Origin of the sequence: Caldovatus sediminis (genome assembly GCF_014644455.1) — a bacterium.
Lineage (GTDB): Bacteria > Pseudomonadota > Alphaproteobacteria > Acetobacterales > Acetobacteraceae > Caldovatus > Caldovatus sediminis.
The window spans coordinates 24232-39892 of sequence record NZ_BMKS01000009.1 but is presented as its reverse complement, the minus strand read 5'-3'; the positions used below and the strand labels follow the sequence as shown (position 1 = coordinate 39892).

Here is a 15661-nt window from a genome sequence, read left to right as displayed (position 1 = left end):
GTTCCTCGATCGGTCCTTGCCTTACCAGCGGTAGTGGCTGAAGGCCTTGTTGGCCTCCGCCATCCGGTGGGTGTCCTCGCGCTTCTTGACGGCCGAGCCGCGGTTGTTCGCCGCGTCCATCAGCTCCGCCGAGAGGCGCTCCTCCATCGTGTGCTCGCCACGCTTGCGCGCGGCCTCGATGATCCAGCGGATCGCGAGCGCCTGCCGGCGCTCCGGCCGCACCTCGACCGGCACCTGGTAGGTGGCGCCGCCGACGCGGCGCGAGCGGACCTCCACGGCCGGCTTCACGTTGTCCAGCGCCTCATGGAACAGGCGCAGCGGATCGCTGTTCGGCCCGCCGCGCCGCTTCAGCGTGTCCATCGCGGCGTAGACGATGCTCTCGGCGACGCTCTTCTTGCCGTCGTACATCAGCACGTTCATGAAACGGCTCAGCACGACGTCGCCGAACTTCGGATCCGGCAGGACCTCGCGCTTCTCAGCGCGGTGACGGCGCGACATCGCTCAGCGACTCCTCACTTCGGCCGCTTCGCGCCGTAGAGCGAGCGGCGCTGGCGGCGCTTGGCGATGCCTTGGGTGTCGAGCACGCCGCGCAGGATGTGGTAGCGCACGCCCGGCAGGTCCTTCACGCGTCCGCCGCGGATCAGCACCACCGAGTGCTCCTGCAGGTTGTGCCCCTCGCCCGGGATGTAGCTCACCACCTCGTAGCCGTTAGTCAGGCGCACCTTGGCGACCTTCCGCAGCGCCGAGTTCGGCTTCTTCGGCGTGGTCGTGTAGACGCGCGTGCACACGCCGCGCTTCTGCGGGCTGCCCTGCAGCGCCGGCACCTTGTTCCGGCTCGGCTTGCGCTCACGCCCCTTGGCGATGAGCTGGTTGATCGTCGGCATGACGCCCCTTCGTGCCTGCTCTCACGGCCGCGCGAACACCGCACCAACGGGGTGCGCCCGCAGCGATGACGCGCCGACCGCGCGTCCCTGCGGGCGTCCATCCCGCCTCCGGCCTCGGCCACCCTGCCCGAAGCAGAAGCGGCGGCGCCGGTGGCGCAGCGTTGTGGACCAAAAGACCCGGAGGGCCGCGGCCGCGAGTGGCGCCGTGCCCTGCCAAGGGCGCGCTATCTACGCGCCGGATGGGGGGGTGTCAACACCTCGGCACCGTGGGCGGGCGCGGAATCGGAAGGGCCGGCTCCGTCCGGAGCCGGCCCTCCATCCCGCGCACCGCGGCGCCCGGGCCTACTCGGCCGCCTGCCGGCCCGGCGACGCAGCGGCGGGGGCGGCGCCCGAGGGCCGCTCCGCCGGCCCCGCGAGGGCCGGCGCCGCGGGCGGCAAGCGGCTGCGGTCGCGCTGCGCGGCGAGCGCGCGCAGCCGGTTCATCACCGAGCCCGTGCCCGCCGGGATCAGCCGTCCGACGATCACGTTCTCCTTGAGGCCGGCGAGGGTGTCCACCTTGCCCGCCACCGCGGCCTCGGTCAGCACCCGCGTCGTCTCCTGGAACGAGGCGGCAGAGATGAAGCTCGTGGTCTGCAAGCTCGCCTTGGTGATGCCCTGCAGCACCGGCTCCGCCCGCGCCGGGCGCTCCTTCGCGGCGATCCGTCTCTCGTTCTCGATGTCGAACTCGATGCGGTCCACCTGTTCGCCGACCAGGTAGGTGGTGTCGCCGGGGTCCACGATCTCCACCTTCTGCAGCATCTGGCGGACGATCACCTCGATGTGCTTGTCGTTGATCTTCACGCCCTGCAGCCGGTAGACGTCCTGGATCTCGTTGACGAGGTAGTTCGCCAGCGCCTCGACCCCGAGCACGCGCAGGATGTCGTGCGGCACGCGCGGGCCGTCCACCAGCGGGTCGCCGGCCTTGACGTAGTCGCCCTCCTGAACCGAAACGTGCTTGCCCTTGGGGATCAGGTACTCGCGCGGCGGCGGCTGCTCGTCGCCGACCGGGTCAGGCACCACCAGGATGCGGCGCTTCGCCTTGTAGTCCTTGCCGAACTCCACGCGGCCGTCGATCTCGCTGATGATCGCATGGTCCTTCGGCCGGCGCGCTTCGAACAGCTCCGCCACGCGCGGCAGGCCGCCCGTGATGTCGCGGGTCTTCGAGGACTCGCGCGGCAGGCGGGCCAGCACGTCGCCGGCGTGCACCCGCGCGCCGTTCTCGACGTTGAGGATCGAGGCCGGCTGCAGGAAGTACTGCGCCGTGTCCGCGGGGCCACCCTCGCCGCGCAGCAGGATGCGCGGGCGCAGATTGGCGTTCTTCGCCTTGTCCACCGGCTCGCGGACCACCTTGGAGGACAGGCCGGTGACCGCGTCCGTCTCCTCGAACAGGGTCACGCCCTCGATCAGGTCGGCGAATTCCACCGTGCCCGCCCGCTCGGTGATGATCGGAAGGGTGAACGGATCCCACTCGGCGAGCTTCTGGCCGCGCGCCACCTGCGCGCCCTCCTCTACGAGCAGCCGCGCGCCGTAGGGCACGCGGAAGCGCGCGCGCTCGACGCCGGCCGCATCGAGCAGGAGGATCTCGCAGTTGCGGCTCATCACCACCGGCACGCCCTGGCTGTTGGCCACGACGTTGCGGTTGGCGATGCGCACGATGCCATCCGCCGTCGCCTCGACCGCGGACTGCTCGGCGCCGCGCTGCGCCGCGCCGCCGATGTGGAAGGTGCGCATGGTGAGCTGGGTGCCCGGCTCGCCGATCGACTGGGCGGCGATGACGCCCACGGCCTCGCCCACGTTCACTGGCGTGCCGCGCGCCAGGTCGCGCCCGTAGCAGAACGCGCAGACGCCGGTGCGCGAATCGCAGGTGAGCACGGAGCGGATCTTCACCGCGGCGACACCCGCCCGCTCGATGCGCTCCGCCTGCGCCTCCTCGATCAACTCGTTGCGCGCGACGATGACCTCGCCGGTCGCCGGGTCGGCCACGTCCTCCTGCGCGGTGCGGCCGAGGACCCGCTCGGAGAGCGAGGACACCACCTCGCCGCCGTCGAGCACGGCGCGCACCGTGAGGCCGCGCTCCGTGCCGCAGTCCTGCTCGACGATGATGCAGTCCTGCGCCACGTCCACCAGGCGACGCGTCAGGTAGCCCGAGTTCGCGGTCTTCAGCGCGGTGTCGGCGAGGCCCTTGCGCGCGCCGTGGGTCGAGTTGAAGTACTCGAGGACCGAAAGCCCCTCCTTGAAGTTGGCGATGATGGGCTGCTCGATGATCTCGCCCGAGGGCTTGGCCATCAGGCCGCGCATCCCCGCGAGCTGGCGCATCTGCGCCGGCGAGCCGCGGGCGCCGGAGTGCGACATCATCCAGATCGAGTTGATCGGCTTGCCAGGCTCCTGCTTCGAGATCTCGCGCATCATCGCCGCGGCGACCTCGTCGGTGCAGCGCGACCAGGCATCCACCACCTTGTTGTAGCGCTCGCCCGCGGTGATCAGGCCGTCGAGGTACTGCTGCTCGAACTCCTTCACCTCGGCCTTGGTCCGCGCGATCAGCTCCTCCTTCTCGGCCGGGATGACCATGTCGTCCTTGCCGAAGGAGATGCCGGCCCGCGCCGCCTGCGTAAAGCCGAGACCCATCAGCCGGTCGGCGAAGATCACGGTCTCCTTCTGGCCGCAGTGCCGGTACACCGCGTCGATGACGTCGGAGATGCTCTTCTTCGTCAGCAGCCGGTTGACCAGGCCGAAGGGCAGGTTCGGATGCTCGGGCAGCAGCGCGCCGATCATCATGCGCCCCGGCGTCGTCACCACCCGCTCCGTCATCGGCCGGCCGTCCGGACCGAGCGTGCGGCGGCGCGCCTGGATCTTGCTGTGCAGCGTGATGACGCGCGCCGCCAGCGCCTGCTCGATCTCGCCCATGTCGGCGAAGGCGGGCGCGTCCTTGTCCGCGGTCGCCTTGAACTCCGGCGTCTCGAGCGAGAGGTAGTAGAGACCGAGCACGATGTCCTGGCTCGGGACGATGATCGGCTTGCCGTTCGCCGGGCTGAGGATGTTGTTGGTGGACATCATCAGCACCCGCGCCTCGAGCTGCGCCTCCAGCGAAAGCGGCACGTGCACCGCCATCTGGTCGCCGTCGAAGTCGGCGTTGAAAGCGGTGCAGACCAGCGGGTGGAGCTGGATCGCCTTGCCCTCGATCAGCACCGGCTCGAAGGCCTGGATGCCGAGGCGGTGCAGCGTCGGCGCGCGGTTGAGCAGCACCGGATGCTCGCGGATCACCTCCTCGAGGATGTCCCACACCTCCGGCCGTTCCTTCTCCACCATCCGCTTGGCGGCCTTGATGGTGGTGGCGTGGCCGTACTTCTCTAGCTTGGAGTAGATGAAGGGCTTGAACAGCTCGAGCGCCATCTTCTTCGGCAGCCCGCACTGGTGCAGCTTCAGCTCCGGCCCGACGACGATGACCGAGCGGCCCGAGTAGTCCACGCGCTTGCCGAGCAGGTTCTGGCGGAACCGGCCCTGCTTGCCCTTCAGCATGTCAGAGAGCGACTTCAGCGGCCGCTTGTTCGCCCCCGTGATGGCGCGCCCGCGCCGGCCGTTGTCGAACAGCGCGTCCACCGCCTCCTGCAGCATGCGCTTCTCGTTGCGCACGATGATGTCGGGCGCGCGCAGCTCGATCAGCCGCTTCAGGCGGTTGTTGCGGTTGATGACGCGGCGGTAGAGGTCGTTGAGGTCGGAAGTGGCGAAGCGCCCGCCGTCGAGCGGCACCAGCGGGCGCAGCTCGGGCGGGATCACGGGCACGACGTCGAGGATCATCCACTCCGGCCGCGCCCCGCTCTCGGCGAAGCTCTCGATCAGCTTGAGGCGCTTGACGAGCTTCTTGCGCTTCGCCTCGGAGGTGGTCTCCTTCAGCTCGGCGCGCAGCTTGGTCGCCTCGGTCCGCACGTCGATCGCGGCAAGCATCTGCTTGATCGCCTCGGCCCCGATGCCGACGGTGAAGGCGTCTTCGCCGAACTCGTCGAGCTTCGCCTGGTACTGGTCCTCGGTGATGAGCTGGTGCAGCTTTAGGTCGGTGAGCCCCGGCTCCAGCACCACGTAGTTCTCGAAGTAGAGGATCTTCTCGAGCTCCTTCAGGCTCATGTCCACCATGAGCCCGATGCGGCTCGGCAGCGACTTCAGGAACCAGATGTGCGCCACCGGCGAGGCGAGCTCGATGTGGCCCATCCGCTCGCGCCGCACCTTGGCGAGCGTCACCTCCACGCCGCACTTCTCGCAGATGATGCCGCGGAACTTCATCCGCTTGTACTTGCCGCAGAGGCACTCGTAGTCCTTGATGGGACCGAAGATGCGGGCGCAGAACAGGCCGTCCCGCTCCGGCTTGAAGGTGCGGTAGTTGATGGTCTCGGGCTTCTTGATCTCGCCGTAGGACCAGGAGCGGATCTGCTCCGGGCTCGCGATCGAGATCTTGATCTGGTCGAAGGTCAATGCCTGGCCGGTCTGGCCCAGGATCTTCATCAGCTCGTTCATGCCGTCCTCTCCGTCCGGCCGGCCGCCCGCCCGCCGCGGACGGCCGAAAAAGGGATGCCCGCGCGGCCGGCGGCCATAGCGCGGTGGCGCGGGTCGTCGCGACGCGGCTCAGGCCGCGCGGTTCTCGAGGTCCACGTTGAGGCCGAGCGACTTCAGCTCCTTGACGAGCACGTTGAAGCTCTCGGGGATGCCCGCCTCGAAGGTGTCCTGGTCGCGCACGATCGCCTCGTAGACCTTGGTGCGGCCGGAGACGTCGTCGGACTTCACCGTCAGCATCTCCTGCAGCGTGTAGGCGGCACCGTAGGCCTCCAGCGCCCAGACCTCCATCTCGCCGAAGCGCTGGCCGCCGAACTGGGCCTTGCCGCCCAGCGGCTGCTGGGTGACGAGGCTGTAGGGGCCGATGGAGCGGGCGTGGATCTTGTCGTCCACCAGGTGGTGCAGCTTCAGCATGTAGATGTAGCCGACCGTGACCTTCCGCTCGAAGGGCTCGCCCGTGCGGCCGTCCACCAGCGTCACCTGGCCGGAGGTGTCGAGGCCCGCCTTTGCCAGCAGCTCCTCGATCTCGGACATGCGCGCGCCGTCGAAGACCGGCGTCGCGACCGGCACGCCCTTGCGCAGGTTCTCGGACAGCTCGACGAGCTGCTCGTCGGACAGCGGCGCGATGTCGCGGGCGAAGTGCTCCTCGCCGTAGACCTCGCGCAGCCGGTCGAGCAGTTCCTGCCTCCGCGCGCCGGTCCGGCGGTACTCCTCCACCAGCTCGCCGATCTGCCGGCCGAGGTTGGCGCAGGCCCAGCCGAGGTGCGTCTCCAGGATCTGGCCGACGTTCATGCGCGACGGCACGCCGAGCGGGTTCAGGACGATGTCCACTGGCGTACCGTCCTCGAGGAACGGCATGTCCTCGATCGGCACGACCTTGCTGACCACCCCCTTGTTGCCATGCCGGCCGGCCATCTTGTCGCCCGGCTGCAGCTTGCGCTTCACCGCGACGAACACCTTGACCATTTTCATCACGCCGGGCGGCAGCTCGTCGCCGCGCTGCAGCTTGTCGACCTTGCTCTCGAAGCGCTTCTGCAGCCGCTCGACCGCGGCGTCGAACTCGCGCTTCAGTGCCTCGATCTCCGCCATCGTCGCGTCGTCGGCGACGCCGATCTGGCGCCAGGTGGCCTTGGCGAACTGGTCGAGCACCTCGTCGGTGATCACCGTGCCGGCCTTGATGCCGCGGAAGCCGCCCGAGGCCTTCCTGTTCAGCAGCTTCTCTCGCAGCCGCGAGTAGAAGCTGCGCTCCTGGATCGCCTTCTCGTCGTCGCGGTCTTTGGCGAGCCGCTCGATCTCCGCCCGCTCGATCGCGAGCGCGCGCTCGTCCTTCTCCACCCCGCGCCGGGAGAAGACGCGCACGTCCACCACCGTGCCGGACACGCCGGGCGGCAGGCGCAGCGAGGTGTCGCGCACGTCGGAGGCCTTCTCGCCGAAGATGGCGCGCAGCAGCTTCTCCTCCGGCGTCATCGGGCTCTCGCCCTTCGGCGTCACCTTGCCGACCAGAATGTCGCCCGGGTTGACCTCGGCGCCGATGTAGACGATGCCGGCCTCGTCGAGGTTGCGCAGCGCCTCCTCGCCGACGTTCGGGATGTCGCGGGTGATCTCCTCCTGGCCCAGCTTGGTGTCGCGGGCCATCACCTCGAACTCCTCGATGTGGATCGAGGTGAAGACGTCGTCGCGCGCGATGCGCTCCGAGATCAGGATCGAGTCCTCGAAGTTGTAGCCGTTCCACGGCATGAAGGCGCACAGCACGTTGCGCCCGAGCGCGAGCTCGCCGAGCTCGGTCGAGGGGCCGTCGGCGATGATCTCGCCGGCCTGCACCCGATCGCCCACCTTCACCAGCGGCCGCTGGTTGATGCAGGTGGACTGGTTCGAGCGCTGGTACTTGCGCAGCCGGTAGATGTCCACGCCGCGCGTCGTCCCGTCCTCGCCGGTGGCGCGCACCACGATGCGCGCGCCGTCGATCGAGTCCACCACGCCGTCGCGCCGCGCGACGATGGTGGCGCCCGAGTCGCGCGCCACCGGCCCCTCCATCCCCGTGCCGACCAGCGGCGCGTCGGTCTGGATCAGCGGCACCGCCTGGCGCTGCATGTTGGAGCCCATCAGCGCGCGGTTGGCGTCGTCGTTCTCGAGGAACGGGATCAGCGCCGCCGCCACGCTCACGAGCTGCTTGGGCGAGACGTCGATCGCCGTCACCTCCTCGGGCTTGACCAGGCGGAAGTCGCCGCCCTGGCGCACCGAGACGAGGTCGCCCGCCAGCCGCTCCACGCCGTCCGCCTTCTCGGTCTGCGCGTCGGCCTGGGCGACGATGAGCCGCTCCTCCTCCATGGCGGAGAGGTAGCGCGGCTCGCCGACGATCCTGCCGTCCTTGACCAGGCGGTAGGGCGTCTCGATGAAGCCGTACTTGTTCACCCGGGCGTAGGTGGCGAGCGAGTTGATCAGGCCGATGTTCGGCCCCTCCGGCGTCTCGATCGGGCAGATGCGGCCGTAGTGCGTCGGGTGCACGTCGCGCACCTCGAAGCCCGCCCGCTCGCGCGTCAGGCCCCCGGGCCCGAGCGCCGAGAGGCGCCGCTTGTGCGTCACCTCGGAGAGCGGGTTGGTCTGGTCCATGAACTGGCTGAGCTGCGAGGAGCCGAAGAACTCCCGCACCGCCGCCGCCGCCGGCTTGGCGTTGATCAGGTCGTGCGGCATGACGGTGTCGATGTCCACCGATCCCATGCGCTCCTTGATCGCGCGCTCCATGCGCAGGAGGCCGACGCGGTACTGGTTCTCCATCAGCTCGCCGACCGAGCGCACCCGGCGGTTGCCGAGGTTGTCGATGTCGTCGATCTGCCCGCGCCCGTCCTTGAGGTCCATCAGCACGCGCAGCGTGGCGATGATGTCCTCCTTGCGCAGCGTGCGGACCGTGTCCGGCACCTCCTCCATCGAGAAGCCGAGCCGCATGTTCATCTTCACGCGGCCGACCGCGGAGAGGTCGTAGCGCTCCGGATCGAAGAACAGGCCCTTGAACAGGGCCTCGGCGGTCTCCGGCGTCGGCGGCTCGCCCGGGCGCATCACCCGGTAGATGTCCATCAGCGCCTCGTCGCGGTTGGCGTTCTTGTCCACCGCGAGCGTGTTGCGCATCCAGGGCCCGACGCTCTGGTCGATGGCGAGCGTCGGCAGGCGCTCGATACCGACCTCCTCGAGCAGGGCGAGCTTGGTCTTGGTCAGCTCCTCGCCGGCCTCGGCCCAGATCTCGCCGGTCTCCATATCGACCAGGTCCTCGGCCACGTAGCGGCCGAGCAGGTCGGCCTCGCCGACCAGCACCTCGGTCACGCCGCTCTCGGCGATCTTGCGCGCCATGCGCGGGGTGAGCTTGGCGTCCTTCTCGGCCACCACCTCCCCGGTCCTGGCGTCCACCAGGTTCTCGGCCAGCTTGACGCCGCGGAACGCCTCCGGGTCGAAGGGACGCGACCAGCCCTTCGGCCCGCGCGTGAACACCACCTGGCCGTAGAAGCTGTTGAGGATCTCCTCGGCGTCCATGCCGCGGATCTCATGCGGGGCGAGTTCTGCATTCGGCCCCCGCTCCGCGCGCAGCTTCTCGGTGTAGGCCGAATCGAGCGCCATCAGCAGCGTCGTCGCCGGCAGCTTGCGCTTGCGGTCGATGCGAACGTAGCAGATGTCCTTGGCGTCGAACTCGAAGTCGAGCCACGAGCCGCGGTAGGGGATGACGCGGGCGGCGAACAGATACTTGCCCGAGGAGTGCGTCTTGCCCTTGTCGTGGTCGAAGAACACGCCCGGGCTGCGGTGCATCTGCGAGACGATGACGCGCTCGGTGCCGTTGATGATGAAGGTGCCGTTGTCCGTCATGAGCGGCATGTCGCCCATGTAGACGTCCTGCTCCTTGATGTCGCGGACCGAGCGCGAGCCGGTGTCCTCGTCCACGTCCCACACGATCAGGCGCAGGCGCACCTTGAGCGGCGCGGCGTAGGTCAGGCCGCGCTGCATGCACTCCTCGACGTCGTACTTCGGCTCCTCGAGCTCGTAGTGGATGAACTCGAGTCGGCCGCGGCCGGCGAAGTCGTCGATCGGGAAGACGGACTTGAAGACCTCCTGGAGGCCGGTGTGCGACCTGCTGTCCGGGTTCACGCCCATCTGCAGGAAGGCCTCGTAGGACGCCCGCTGCACGTCGATCAGGTTCGGCATCGGCGCCACCTCGGGCAGCCGGCCGAAGCTCTTGCGGATGCGCTTGCGTCCGGTGAAGGACTTCGTGATAGCGTTCATGCCTGTCCCGCTTCCCTCGTCTCCGGCCATGGATGCCCCGGGCCGGCCGGGATCCGCTGTGCGCCGCCTCCGCCGCGGGCCGGCTCTCCGCCCCGCGGTCGGAAGGAACGCGAGCGCGGGCAGGATCCCCGCGGAATCCCGCCCGCTCCCGTCACATCATCCCGGCGGCGCTCCCGGTGGCCGCGCCGCGGCCGGTGCCGCGCCCGCGCCCCCCGATCGCACCACCCGGCCAGCCCCGGCAGCGGATGCCCAGGGCCGGCCCGCATATCCCGTCGCGCGCGCCCGCCCGCGCTACTTGATCTCGACGGTGGCGCCGTTGTCCTCCAGCACCTTACGGATCTTCTCCGCCTCCTCCTTGCTCACGCCCTCTTTGACCACCTTGGGCGCGCCCTCGACGAGATCCTTGGCCTCCTTGAGGCCGAGGCCCGTGATGGTGCGGATCTCCTTGATGACGTTGATCTTCTTGTCGCCCGCCTTGGCGAGGACGACGGTGAACTCCGTCTTCTCCTCGGCCGGGGCCGCGGCGGCCGCGCCGGCGCCGGCAGCAGGGGCCGCCGCCACCGCGACCGGCGCCGCGGCGGAGACACCCCACTTCTCCTCCAGCATCTTGGAGAGCTCGGCGGCTTCCAGGACGGTCAGGCTGGAGAGCTCGTCCACCAGCTTCGCGAGATCGGCCATGTCCGGGTACTCCTTCATCTAATGGCTTGACTGGGTCTTTGCAACACCCGGTTCCGGCACCTCCCGGAACCGTTCATGGTCCGTGCCGGTCCGGCGCATCGCCGGGCCTGCGGGGCCGCCTCGGCCGCCCCTCCGGCCGCGCCGGCCCGGCTCAGGCGGCCTCGGCCTCGCCGCCCTCCTTTTTGGCGAACGCCGCCAGCACCCGCGCCACCTGCGCGCCCGGCGCCTGCAGCACCGCGGCGATCCGGGTCGCCGGGGTCTGGATCAGGCCCAGGAGCTGCGCCCGTAGCGTCTCCAGGCTCGGCAGCTCGGCCAGCGCCTTCACGCCCTCGGCATCCAGTGCCCGCTCGCCGAGCGCCCCGCCCAGGATGACGAACCGGTCGTTCGTCCGGGCGAAGTCCACGCAGGTCTTCGCCACCGCCACCGGGTCCCGCGACCAGGCGAGGGCCGTCGGCCCCTTGAGCAGCGGCGCGATCCCGGTGAACCGGGTGCCGCCCAGGGCGCGGACGGCCAGCCGGTTCTTGGCGACCTTGAAGGTCGCTCCGGCCGCCCGCATGCGGCGTCGCAGCTCCGTCGAATCGGCGACCGTCAGCCCGGCGTTGCGGGTGACGACCACCATCGACGTATCGGCGAGCACCGCGTGGAGCTTGGCGACGAATTCGCGCTTCTCCGTACGGTCCACGTCCCGTCTCCAACATGGGCCCGGGCCTTGTGGAGGGGCCCCGGCCGGTCCACACGGGGGCAGTCGGCGGCGGACCGCCCCCTGCCCCGGCTTGCCTGTCCGAGCGGGAATCCAAGCCAAGCCACCCCCCAGGCCCTGCGGCCGCGGGGGAAGGATCGCCTCGACGCCCCGTCTATCCCCTGCGCGCCGGACGGCGCATCAAGGCCCCGCAGGGCCACAGGAGGTCTCCGACAGGTTCGGGACCGGCGATCGCCGGTCCCTGCCCGCCCGCCGCGCTTCGGCGACGGGCGTATCTCGTCCTCAGCCGCCGCCGGCGCCGCCGCCGGACCCGGCGGTGGCGAGCGAGCCTACGTCCACCCGGACCCCGGGGCCCATGGTCGAGCTCACGGCGACCTTGCGCACGTAGGTCCCCTTGGCGCCGGAGGGCCGGGCGCGCTGGATCGCCTCGACGAAGGCGCGCGCGTTCTCGAGCAGCTTGCTCTCCTCGAAGCTCGCCTTGCCGATGCCGGCGTGCACGATCCCCGCCTTCTCGGCGCGGAACTCGACCTGGCCGGCCTTGGCCGCCTGCACCGCCCCCTTCACGTCCATGGTCACGGTGCCGAGGCGCGGGTTGGGCATCAGGCCGCGCGGCCCGAGGATCTTACCGAGCCGGCCCACGATGCCCATCATGTCGGGCGTGGCGATGCAGCGGTCGAAGTCGATCTTGCCCTCCTGCACCTGAGCGGCGAGGTCCTCGGCCCCCACCAGGTCGGCGCCGGCGGCCTGCGCCTCCTCCGCCTTGGCGCCGCGGGCGAAGACCGCGACCCGCACGCTCTTGCCGGTGCCGTGCGGCAGCCCGACCATGCCGCGGACCATCTGGTCGGCGTGGCGCGGGTCGATGCCGAGGTTCATCGCGATCTCGATGGTCTCGTCGAACTTCGCCTTGGCGTTGCCCTTGGCGATGCGGACCGCCTCGTCGAGCGGATAGGCCCGGTTGCGGTCGAAGCTCCCGTAGAGGCCGCGCAGGCGCTTGCCGTGCTTCGCCATGACGCTCAGCCCTCCACCACGGCGATGCCCATCGAGCGGGCGGAGCCGGCAAGCATGCGCACCGCCGCCTCCTCGTCGTTGGCGTTCATGTCGCGCATCTTGGTCCTGGCGATCTCGAGCAGCTGCGACCTGGTCACGCGCCCGACCGGCCCGCCGCGGCCCGGCGTCTGGCTGCCCTTCTCGAGCTTCGCCGCCTTCAGCAGGAAGTAGGTGTTGGGCGGCGTCTTGGTGACGAAGCTGAAGGAGCGGTCCGAGTAGGCCGTGATCACCACGGGCGTCGGCGTCCCCGGCTCCATGTTCTGGGTCGCCGCGTTGAACTCCTTGACGAACTGCATGATGTTGAGGCCGCGCTGGCCGAGCGCAGGGCCCACCGGCGGCGAGGGGTTCGCCTTGCCGGCCGGGATCTGCAGCTTGATGTAGCCGACGATCTTCTTCGCCATGGTCTGTCCCTGCCGTGTCAGGGATGCGCGGTGCCAGCGGCCCTGGCGAGGGCCTCCCGCGTCCCGAATCGAGCGAGCGAGCGGCGGCGTATAGGGGCGGCGCCGGCGTCCGTAAAGGGGGATCGCGCAGGCCGGCCCCGCCGCCCTCAGGCCAGCGACTCCGCCAGGCTCCGCACCTGCCGGCGCAGCGCCGCCGCCCCGGCGGGCTCTCCGGCGAACAGATCCTTCCGCGCCTCGACGATGGCGAGGCCTGCGAGGCGCGGCGGGCAGAGCGCGCGGCCCGCCCGCTCCCAGAACTCGGCGACGGGCAGCACCGCCCGGAAGCCGAAGGGCGGCAGGAACAGCGCGGCGTCGCGCCGCTCGACCCGGAACAGATGGTCCGCCAGCAGCCGGCCGAGCTGGCCCGGCGAATAGGGCTGGCCGTGGCCGAAGGGAGTCGTCTCGAAATGCGCCCAGAGGCCGCGTCGGTTCGGCACCACCACCAGCAGCCGCCCGTCGTCCCGGAGCACCCGCCAGGCCTCGCGCAGGAGGCGACGGACGTTCTCCGCCACCTCGAGCCCATGGACCATCAGCACACGGTCGAAGCAGAGATCCGGGAAGGGGAGCGCCTCCTCCTCCGCCATGACGCCGCCGCCGCGGGGACCAGGGCGACCGCCGGAGCGGAAGGCGGCGCGGGGCGGCCCGAGCTGGCGCGGCCGCAGCGCCACCAGCCGCGCCGCCTCGCCCTGCCAGAGGTCGAGATAGGGGTCCGCATGGCCGAGGCCGAGCACCGAGCGCCCGTCCAGGCTGGGCCAGAGCTCGCGCAGCCGCGCGCGCACCAACCGGGCGGCGACCCGTCCGGCCGGGGTGGCGTAGAACGCGCCGATGCCGCCATGGACCTCCCCCGTCATGCCAGGGGATATAGGGCCGACGGCGGCGCGTTGGGATGGGGCCCGCAGCCCGAGGGAAGGAGCGACAGCGATGACGATCACGGTCGAGCCGGTGCCGTGTCTTCAGGACAACTACATCTGGCTGCTCCGCGGCGCCCGCGGCGAGGTGGCGATCTGCGACCCGGGCGAGGCGGCGCCCGCCATCGCGGCGGCGGAGAAGGCCGGCGGGCGGCTCGACCTGATCTTCCTCACCCACCACCACGGCGACCACGTGGCGGGGGTCGCGGAGGTGAAGCGCCGCTTCCCCGATGCGAAGGTGGTCGGCAACAAGGCCGACGCCCATCGCCTGCCGCCGCTCGACCTCCCCGTCGCGCCCGGCGACACCGTGGGGTTCGGCGGATCCGCCGCCGCGGTGATCGACAGCCCCGGCCACACGCGAGGCGAGGTCTGCTACCACTTCGCCGACGCCGCGGTGGTGCTGTGCGGCGACACGCTGTTCTCCCTCGGCTGCGGCCGGCTGATCGAGGGCACCGCCGAGGAGATGTTCCGCAGCCTGCGCGCCCTCGCCGCGCTGCCGCCGGAGACGCTGGTCTGCTGCGGCCACGAATACACCGAGAGCAACGCGCGCTTCGCCCTGACCGTGGAGCCCGACAACGCCGCGCTGCTAGCGCGCGCCGAGGAGGCCCGGGCGCAGCGCGCCGCGGGCAGGCCCACCGTGCCCACGACGATCGCGCAGGAACTCGCGGCCAACCCGTTCCTGCGCGCGCCGGACGTCGCGACCTTCGCCCGCATCCGCGCGGCCAAGGACAGCTTCCGCTGAGGCGCGCCGGCGCGGCCGGCCGCGGCGGGCCGCCGCCGGACGGACGGGTACTCAAAGGATCCAAGGAGGATCGAGATCGCCGATGAAGCTCCACTGGTCCCCCACCAGCCCCTATGTGCGCAAGGTGATGGCCTGCGCCATCGCCCGCCGCATCGACCACGAGATCGAGGCGGTGCCGTGCGACCCGCACGCCTCGCCGCCCGATCTCCTGCGCGACAACCCGCTCTCCAAGGTGCCGTGCCTGATCGCCCTCGACGGCACGCCGCTGTTCGACAGCCCGGTGATCTGCGAGTACCTCGACACCCTCGGCGCCGCGCCGCCGCTCTTCCCGCCGCCCGGCACGCCGGAGCGGTTCCGCGCCCTGGTGCGCCAGGCGATGGCGGACGGCATCCTCGACGCCGCGGTCGGCCGGCGCATGCAGATGGTCTGGCCGCAGGACGACGGGCGGCGGGCCTACGATGCGCGCCAGAGGGCGGCGATCGAGCGCACCCTCGACCGGCTGGAGGCGCATCCGCCGGCCGGCCTCGACGACATCGGCGCCATCGCGGTCGGCTGCGCGCTCGGCTATCTCGACTTCCGCTTCGCGCACGAACCGTGGCGGCCCGGGCGGCCGCGGCTCGCCGCCTGGTTCGCAGAGGTCTCGCAGCTGCCGCCGCTCGCGCGCACGGTCCCCGTCGCGCTGTGAGCGCGTGCGGGGCGGTGCCAGCGGGCGCGCGCCACGGCGCGGCCGCCACGGCCGGCCGCGGACGGCCGGAACCGCCGGAACGGGGGCGGACGGGCGGCAACGCCTCCCGCCCGACCGCGCCATGAGCGACGCCGCCGCCTGGGACGCCCGCTACGCGGGGGAGGGGTTCCAGTTCGGCGAGGCGCCGAACCGCTACCTGGAGAGCCTCGCCCCCTGGCTGCGGCCGGGGATGCGCGCGCTCGCGGTGGGCGACGGCGAGGGGCGCAACGGCGTCTGGCTCGCCGCGCAGGGCCTGCGGGTGACCAGCCTCGACTGGTCCGCGGTCGGCCTCGCCAAGGCGCGGGCGCTCGCCGCGCGGCGCGGGGTGACGCTGGAGACGGTGGTGGCGGACGCGGCGCGCTGGGACTGGCCCGCCGCGGCCTACGACCTCATCGCCTGGATCTTCGTCCACCTTCCGCCCGCCGATCGCCATGCCGCGGCGCAGGGCGCGCTGCGCGCCCTCGCCCCCGGCGGGATGCTGGCGCTGGAATGCTTCACCCCGGCGCAGGAGGGCCGGCGGAGCGGGGGGCCGAAGGACGTCTCCCTGCTCTGGAGCCGGACCATCGTGGAGGCGGAGTTCTGCGGCGCGCTGGAGATCGTCGAGCTGCTCGAGGGCACCGTGCTGCTCGACGAGGGGCCGCGCCACCAGGGGCATGCGGAGGTGGTGCGCGCGCTGCTGCGCAGGCCGGGGTAG

At 71.2% G+C, this 15661-nt stretch carries 12 protein-coding genes; 3 read left to right on the top strand and 9 right to left on the bottom strand.

Going from position 1 to position 15661, the window contains the following annotated elements; all coding sequences use genetic code 11:
* Positions 1-21 precede the first annotated feature (21 nt).
* From rpsG to IEX99_RS22705, 9 genes are all read right to left on the bottom strand, one after another.
* On the bottom strand, positions 22-498 hold the full coding sequence (gene rpsG / locus IEX99_RS14545) for a 30S ribosomal protein S7 (protein ID WP_188901521.1): 477 nt from the start codon (positions 496-498) through the stop codon (positions 22-24).
* Between the two features lie 14 nt (positions 499-512).
* Positions 513-884 carry a 30S ribosomal protein S12 gene (gene rpsL / locus IEX99_RS14540; RefSeq protein WP_188901519.1) on the bottom strand — a complete coding sequence of 124 codons (372 nt, stop codon included), beginning with the start codon at positions 882-884 and terminating at the stop codon, positions 513-515.
* 342 nt (positions 885-1226) lie between these two features.
* Positions 1227-5429, bottom strand: coding sequence for a DNA-directed RNA polymerase subunit beta' (gene rpoC / locus IEX99_RS14535; protein ID WP_188901517.1), 4203 nt, complete (start codon positions 5427-5429; stop codon positions 1227-1229).
* Between the two features lie 108 nt (positions 5430-5537).
* Positions 5538-9728, bottom strand: coding sequence for a DNA-directed RNA polymerase subunit beta (gene rpoB / locus IEX99_RS14530; protein ID WP_188901515.1), 4191 nt, complete (start codon positions 9726-9728; stop codon positions 5538-5540).
* A gap of 291 nt (positions 9729-10019) precedes the next feature.
* Positions 10020-10406, bottom strand: a complete 387-nt coding sequence (rplL, locus tag IEX99_RS14525) for a 50S ribosomal protein L7/L12 (RefSeq protein ID WP_188901513.1) — start codon at positions 10404-10406, stop codon at positions 10020-10022.
* A gap of 151 nt (positions 10407-10557) precedes the next feature.
* Positions 10558-11088 (bottom strand): 50S ribosomal protein L10, encoded by a 531-nt coding sequence (rplJ, locus tag IEX99_RS14520; protein ID WP_188901511.1) that lies wholly within the window; start codon positions 11086-11088, stop codon positions 10558-10560.
* A gap of 300 nt (positions 11089-11388) precedes the next feature.
* Positions 11389-12114 (bottom strand): 50S ribosomal protein L1, encoded by a 726-nt coding sequence (gene rplA, locus IEX99_RS14515; protein WP_188901509.1) that lies wholly within the window; start codon positions 12112-12114, stop codon positions 11389-11391.
* 5 nt (positions 12115-12119) lie between these two features.
* Entirely contained in the window at positions 12120-12554 is a 435-nt protein-coding gene (gene rplK / locus IEX99_RS14510) for a 50S ribosomal protein L11 (RefSeq protein ID WP_188901507.1), read from the bottom strand.
* Positions 12555-12700: 146 nt separating this feature from the next.
* Positions 12701-13444 carry a class I SAM-dependent methyltransferase gene (locus tag IEX99_RS22705; protein ID WP_188901505.1) on the bottom strand — a complete coding sequence of 248 codons (744 nt, stop codon included), beginning with the start codon at positions 13442-13444 and terminating at the stop codon, positions 12701-12703.
* 70 nt (positions 13445-13514) lie between these two features.
* On the opposite strand from IEX99_RS22705, the gene gloB reads away from it, so the two are divergent.
* The 3 genes from gloB (at position 13515) to IEX99_RS14490 (ending at position 15661) form a co-directional block, all read left to right on the top strand.
* Positions 13515-14243: a hydroxyacylglutathione hydrolase gene (gene gloB, locus IEX99_RS14500; protein ID WP_188901503.1), complete on the top strand. Its 729-nt coding sequence runs from the start codon at positions 13515-13517 to the stop codon at positions 14241-14243.
* 82 nt (positions 14244-14325) lie between these two features.
* Entirely contained in the window at positions 14326-14928 is a 603-nt protein-coding gene (locus tag IEX99_RS14495) for a glutathione S-transferase N-terminal domain-containing protein (RefSeq protein WP_188901501.1), read from the top strand.
* 121 nt (positions 14929-15049) lie between these two features.
* Positions 15050-15661, top strand: coding sequence for a class I SAM-dependent methyltransferase (locus IEX99_RS14490; protein ID WP_188901499.1), 612 nt, complete (start codon positions 15050-15052; stop codon positions 15659-15661).

Coding starts and splice junctions, on each gene's coding strand:
- rpsG (WP_188901521.1), bottom strand. CDS start 498: ATGTCGCGCCGTCACCGCGCTGAGAAGCGCGAGGTCCTGCCGGATCCG.
- rpsL (WP_188901519.1), bottom strand. CDS start 884: ATGCCGACGATCAACCAGCTCATCGCCAAGGGGCGTGAGCGCAAGCCG.
- rpoC (WP_188901517.1), bottom strand. CDS start 5,429: ATGAACGAGCTGATGAAGATCCTGGGCCAGACCGGCCAGGCATTGACC.
- rpoB (WP_188901515.1), bottom strand. CDS start 9,728: ATGAACGCTATCACGAAGTCCTTCACCGGACGCAAGCGCATCCGCAAG.
- rplL (WP_188901513.1), bottom strand. CDS start 10,406: ATGGCCGATCTCGCGAAGCTGGTGGACGAGCTCTCCAGCCTGACCGTC.
- rplA (WP_188901509.1), bottom strand. CDS start 12,114: ATGGCGAAGCACGGCAAGCGCCTGCGCGGCCTCTACGGGAGCTTCGAC.
- rplK (WP_188901507.1), bottom strand. CDS start 12,554: ATGGCGAAGAAGATCGTCGGCTACATCAAGCTGCAGATCCCGGCCGGC.
- IEX99_RS22705 (WP_188901505.1), bottom strand. CDS start 13,444: ATGACGGGGGAGGTCCATGGCGGCATCGGCGCGTTCTACGCCACCCCG.
- gloB (WP_188901503.1), top strand. CDS start 13,515: ATGACGATCACGGTCGAGCCGGTGCCGTGTCTTCAGGACAACTACATC.
- IEX99_RS14495 (WP_188901501.1), top strand. CDS start 14,326: ATGAAGCTCCACTGGTCCCCCACCAGCCCCTATGTGCGCAAGGTGATG.
- IEX99_RS14490 (WP_188901499.1), top strand. CDS start 15,050: ATGAGCGACGCCGCCGCCTGGGACGCCCGCTACGCGGGGGAGGGGTTC.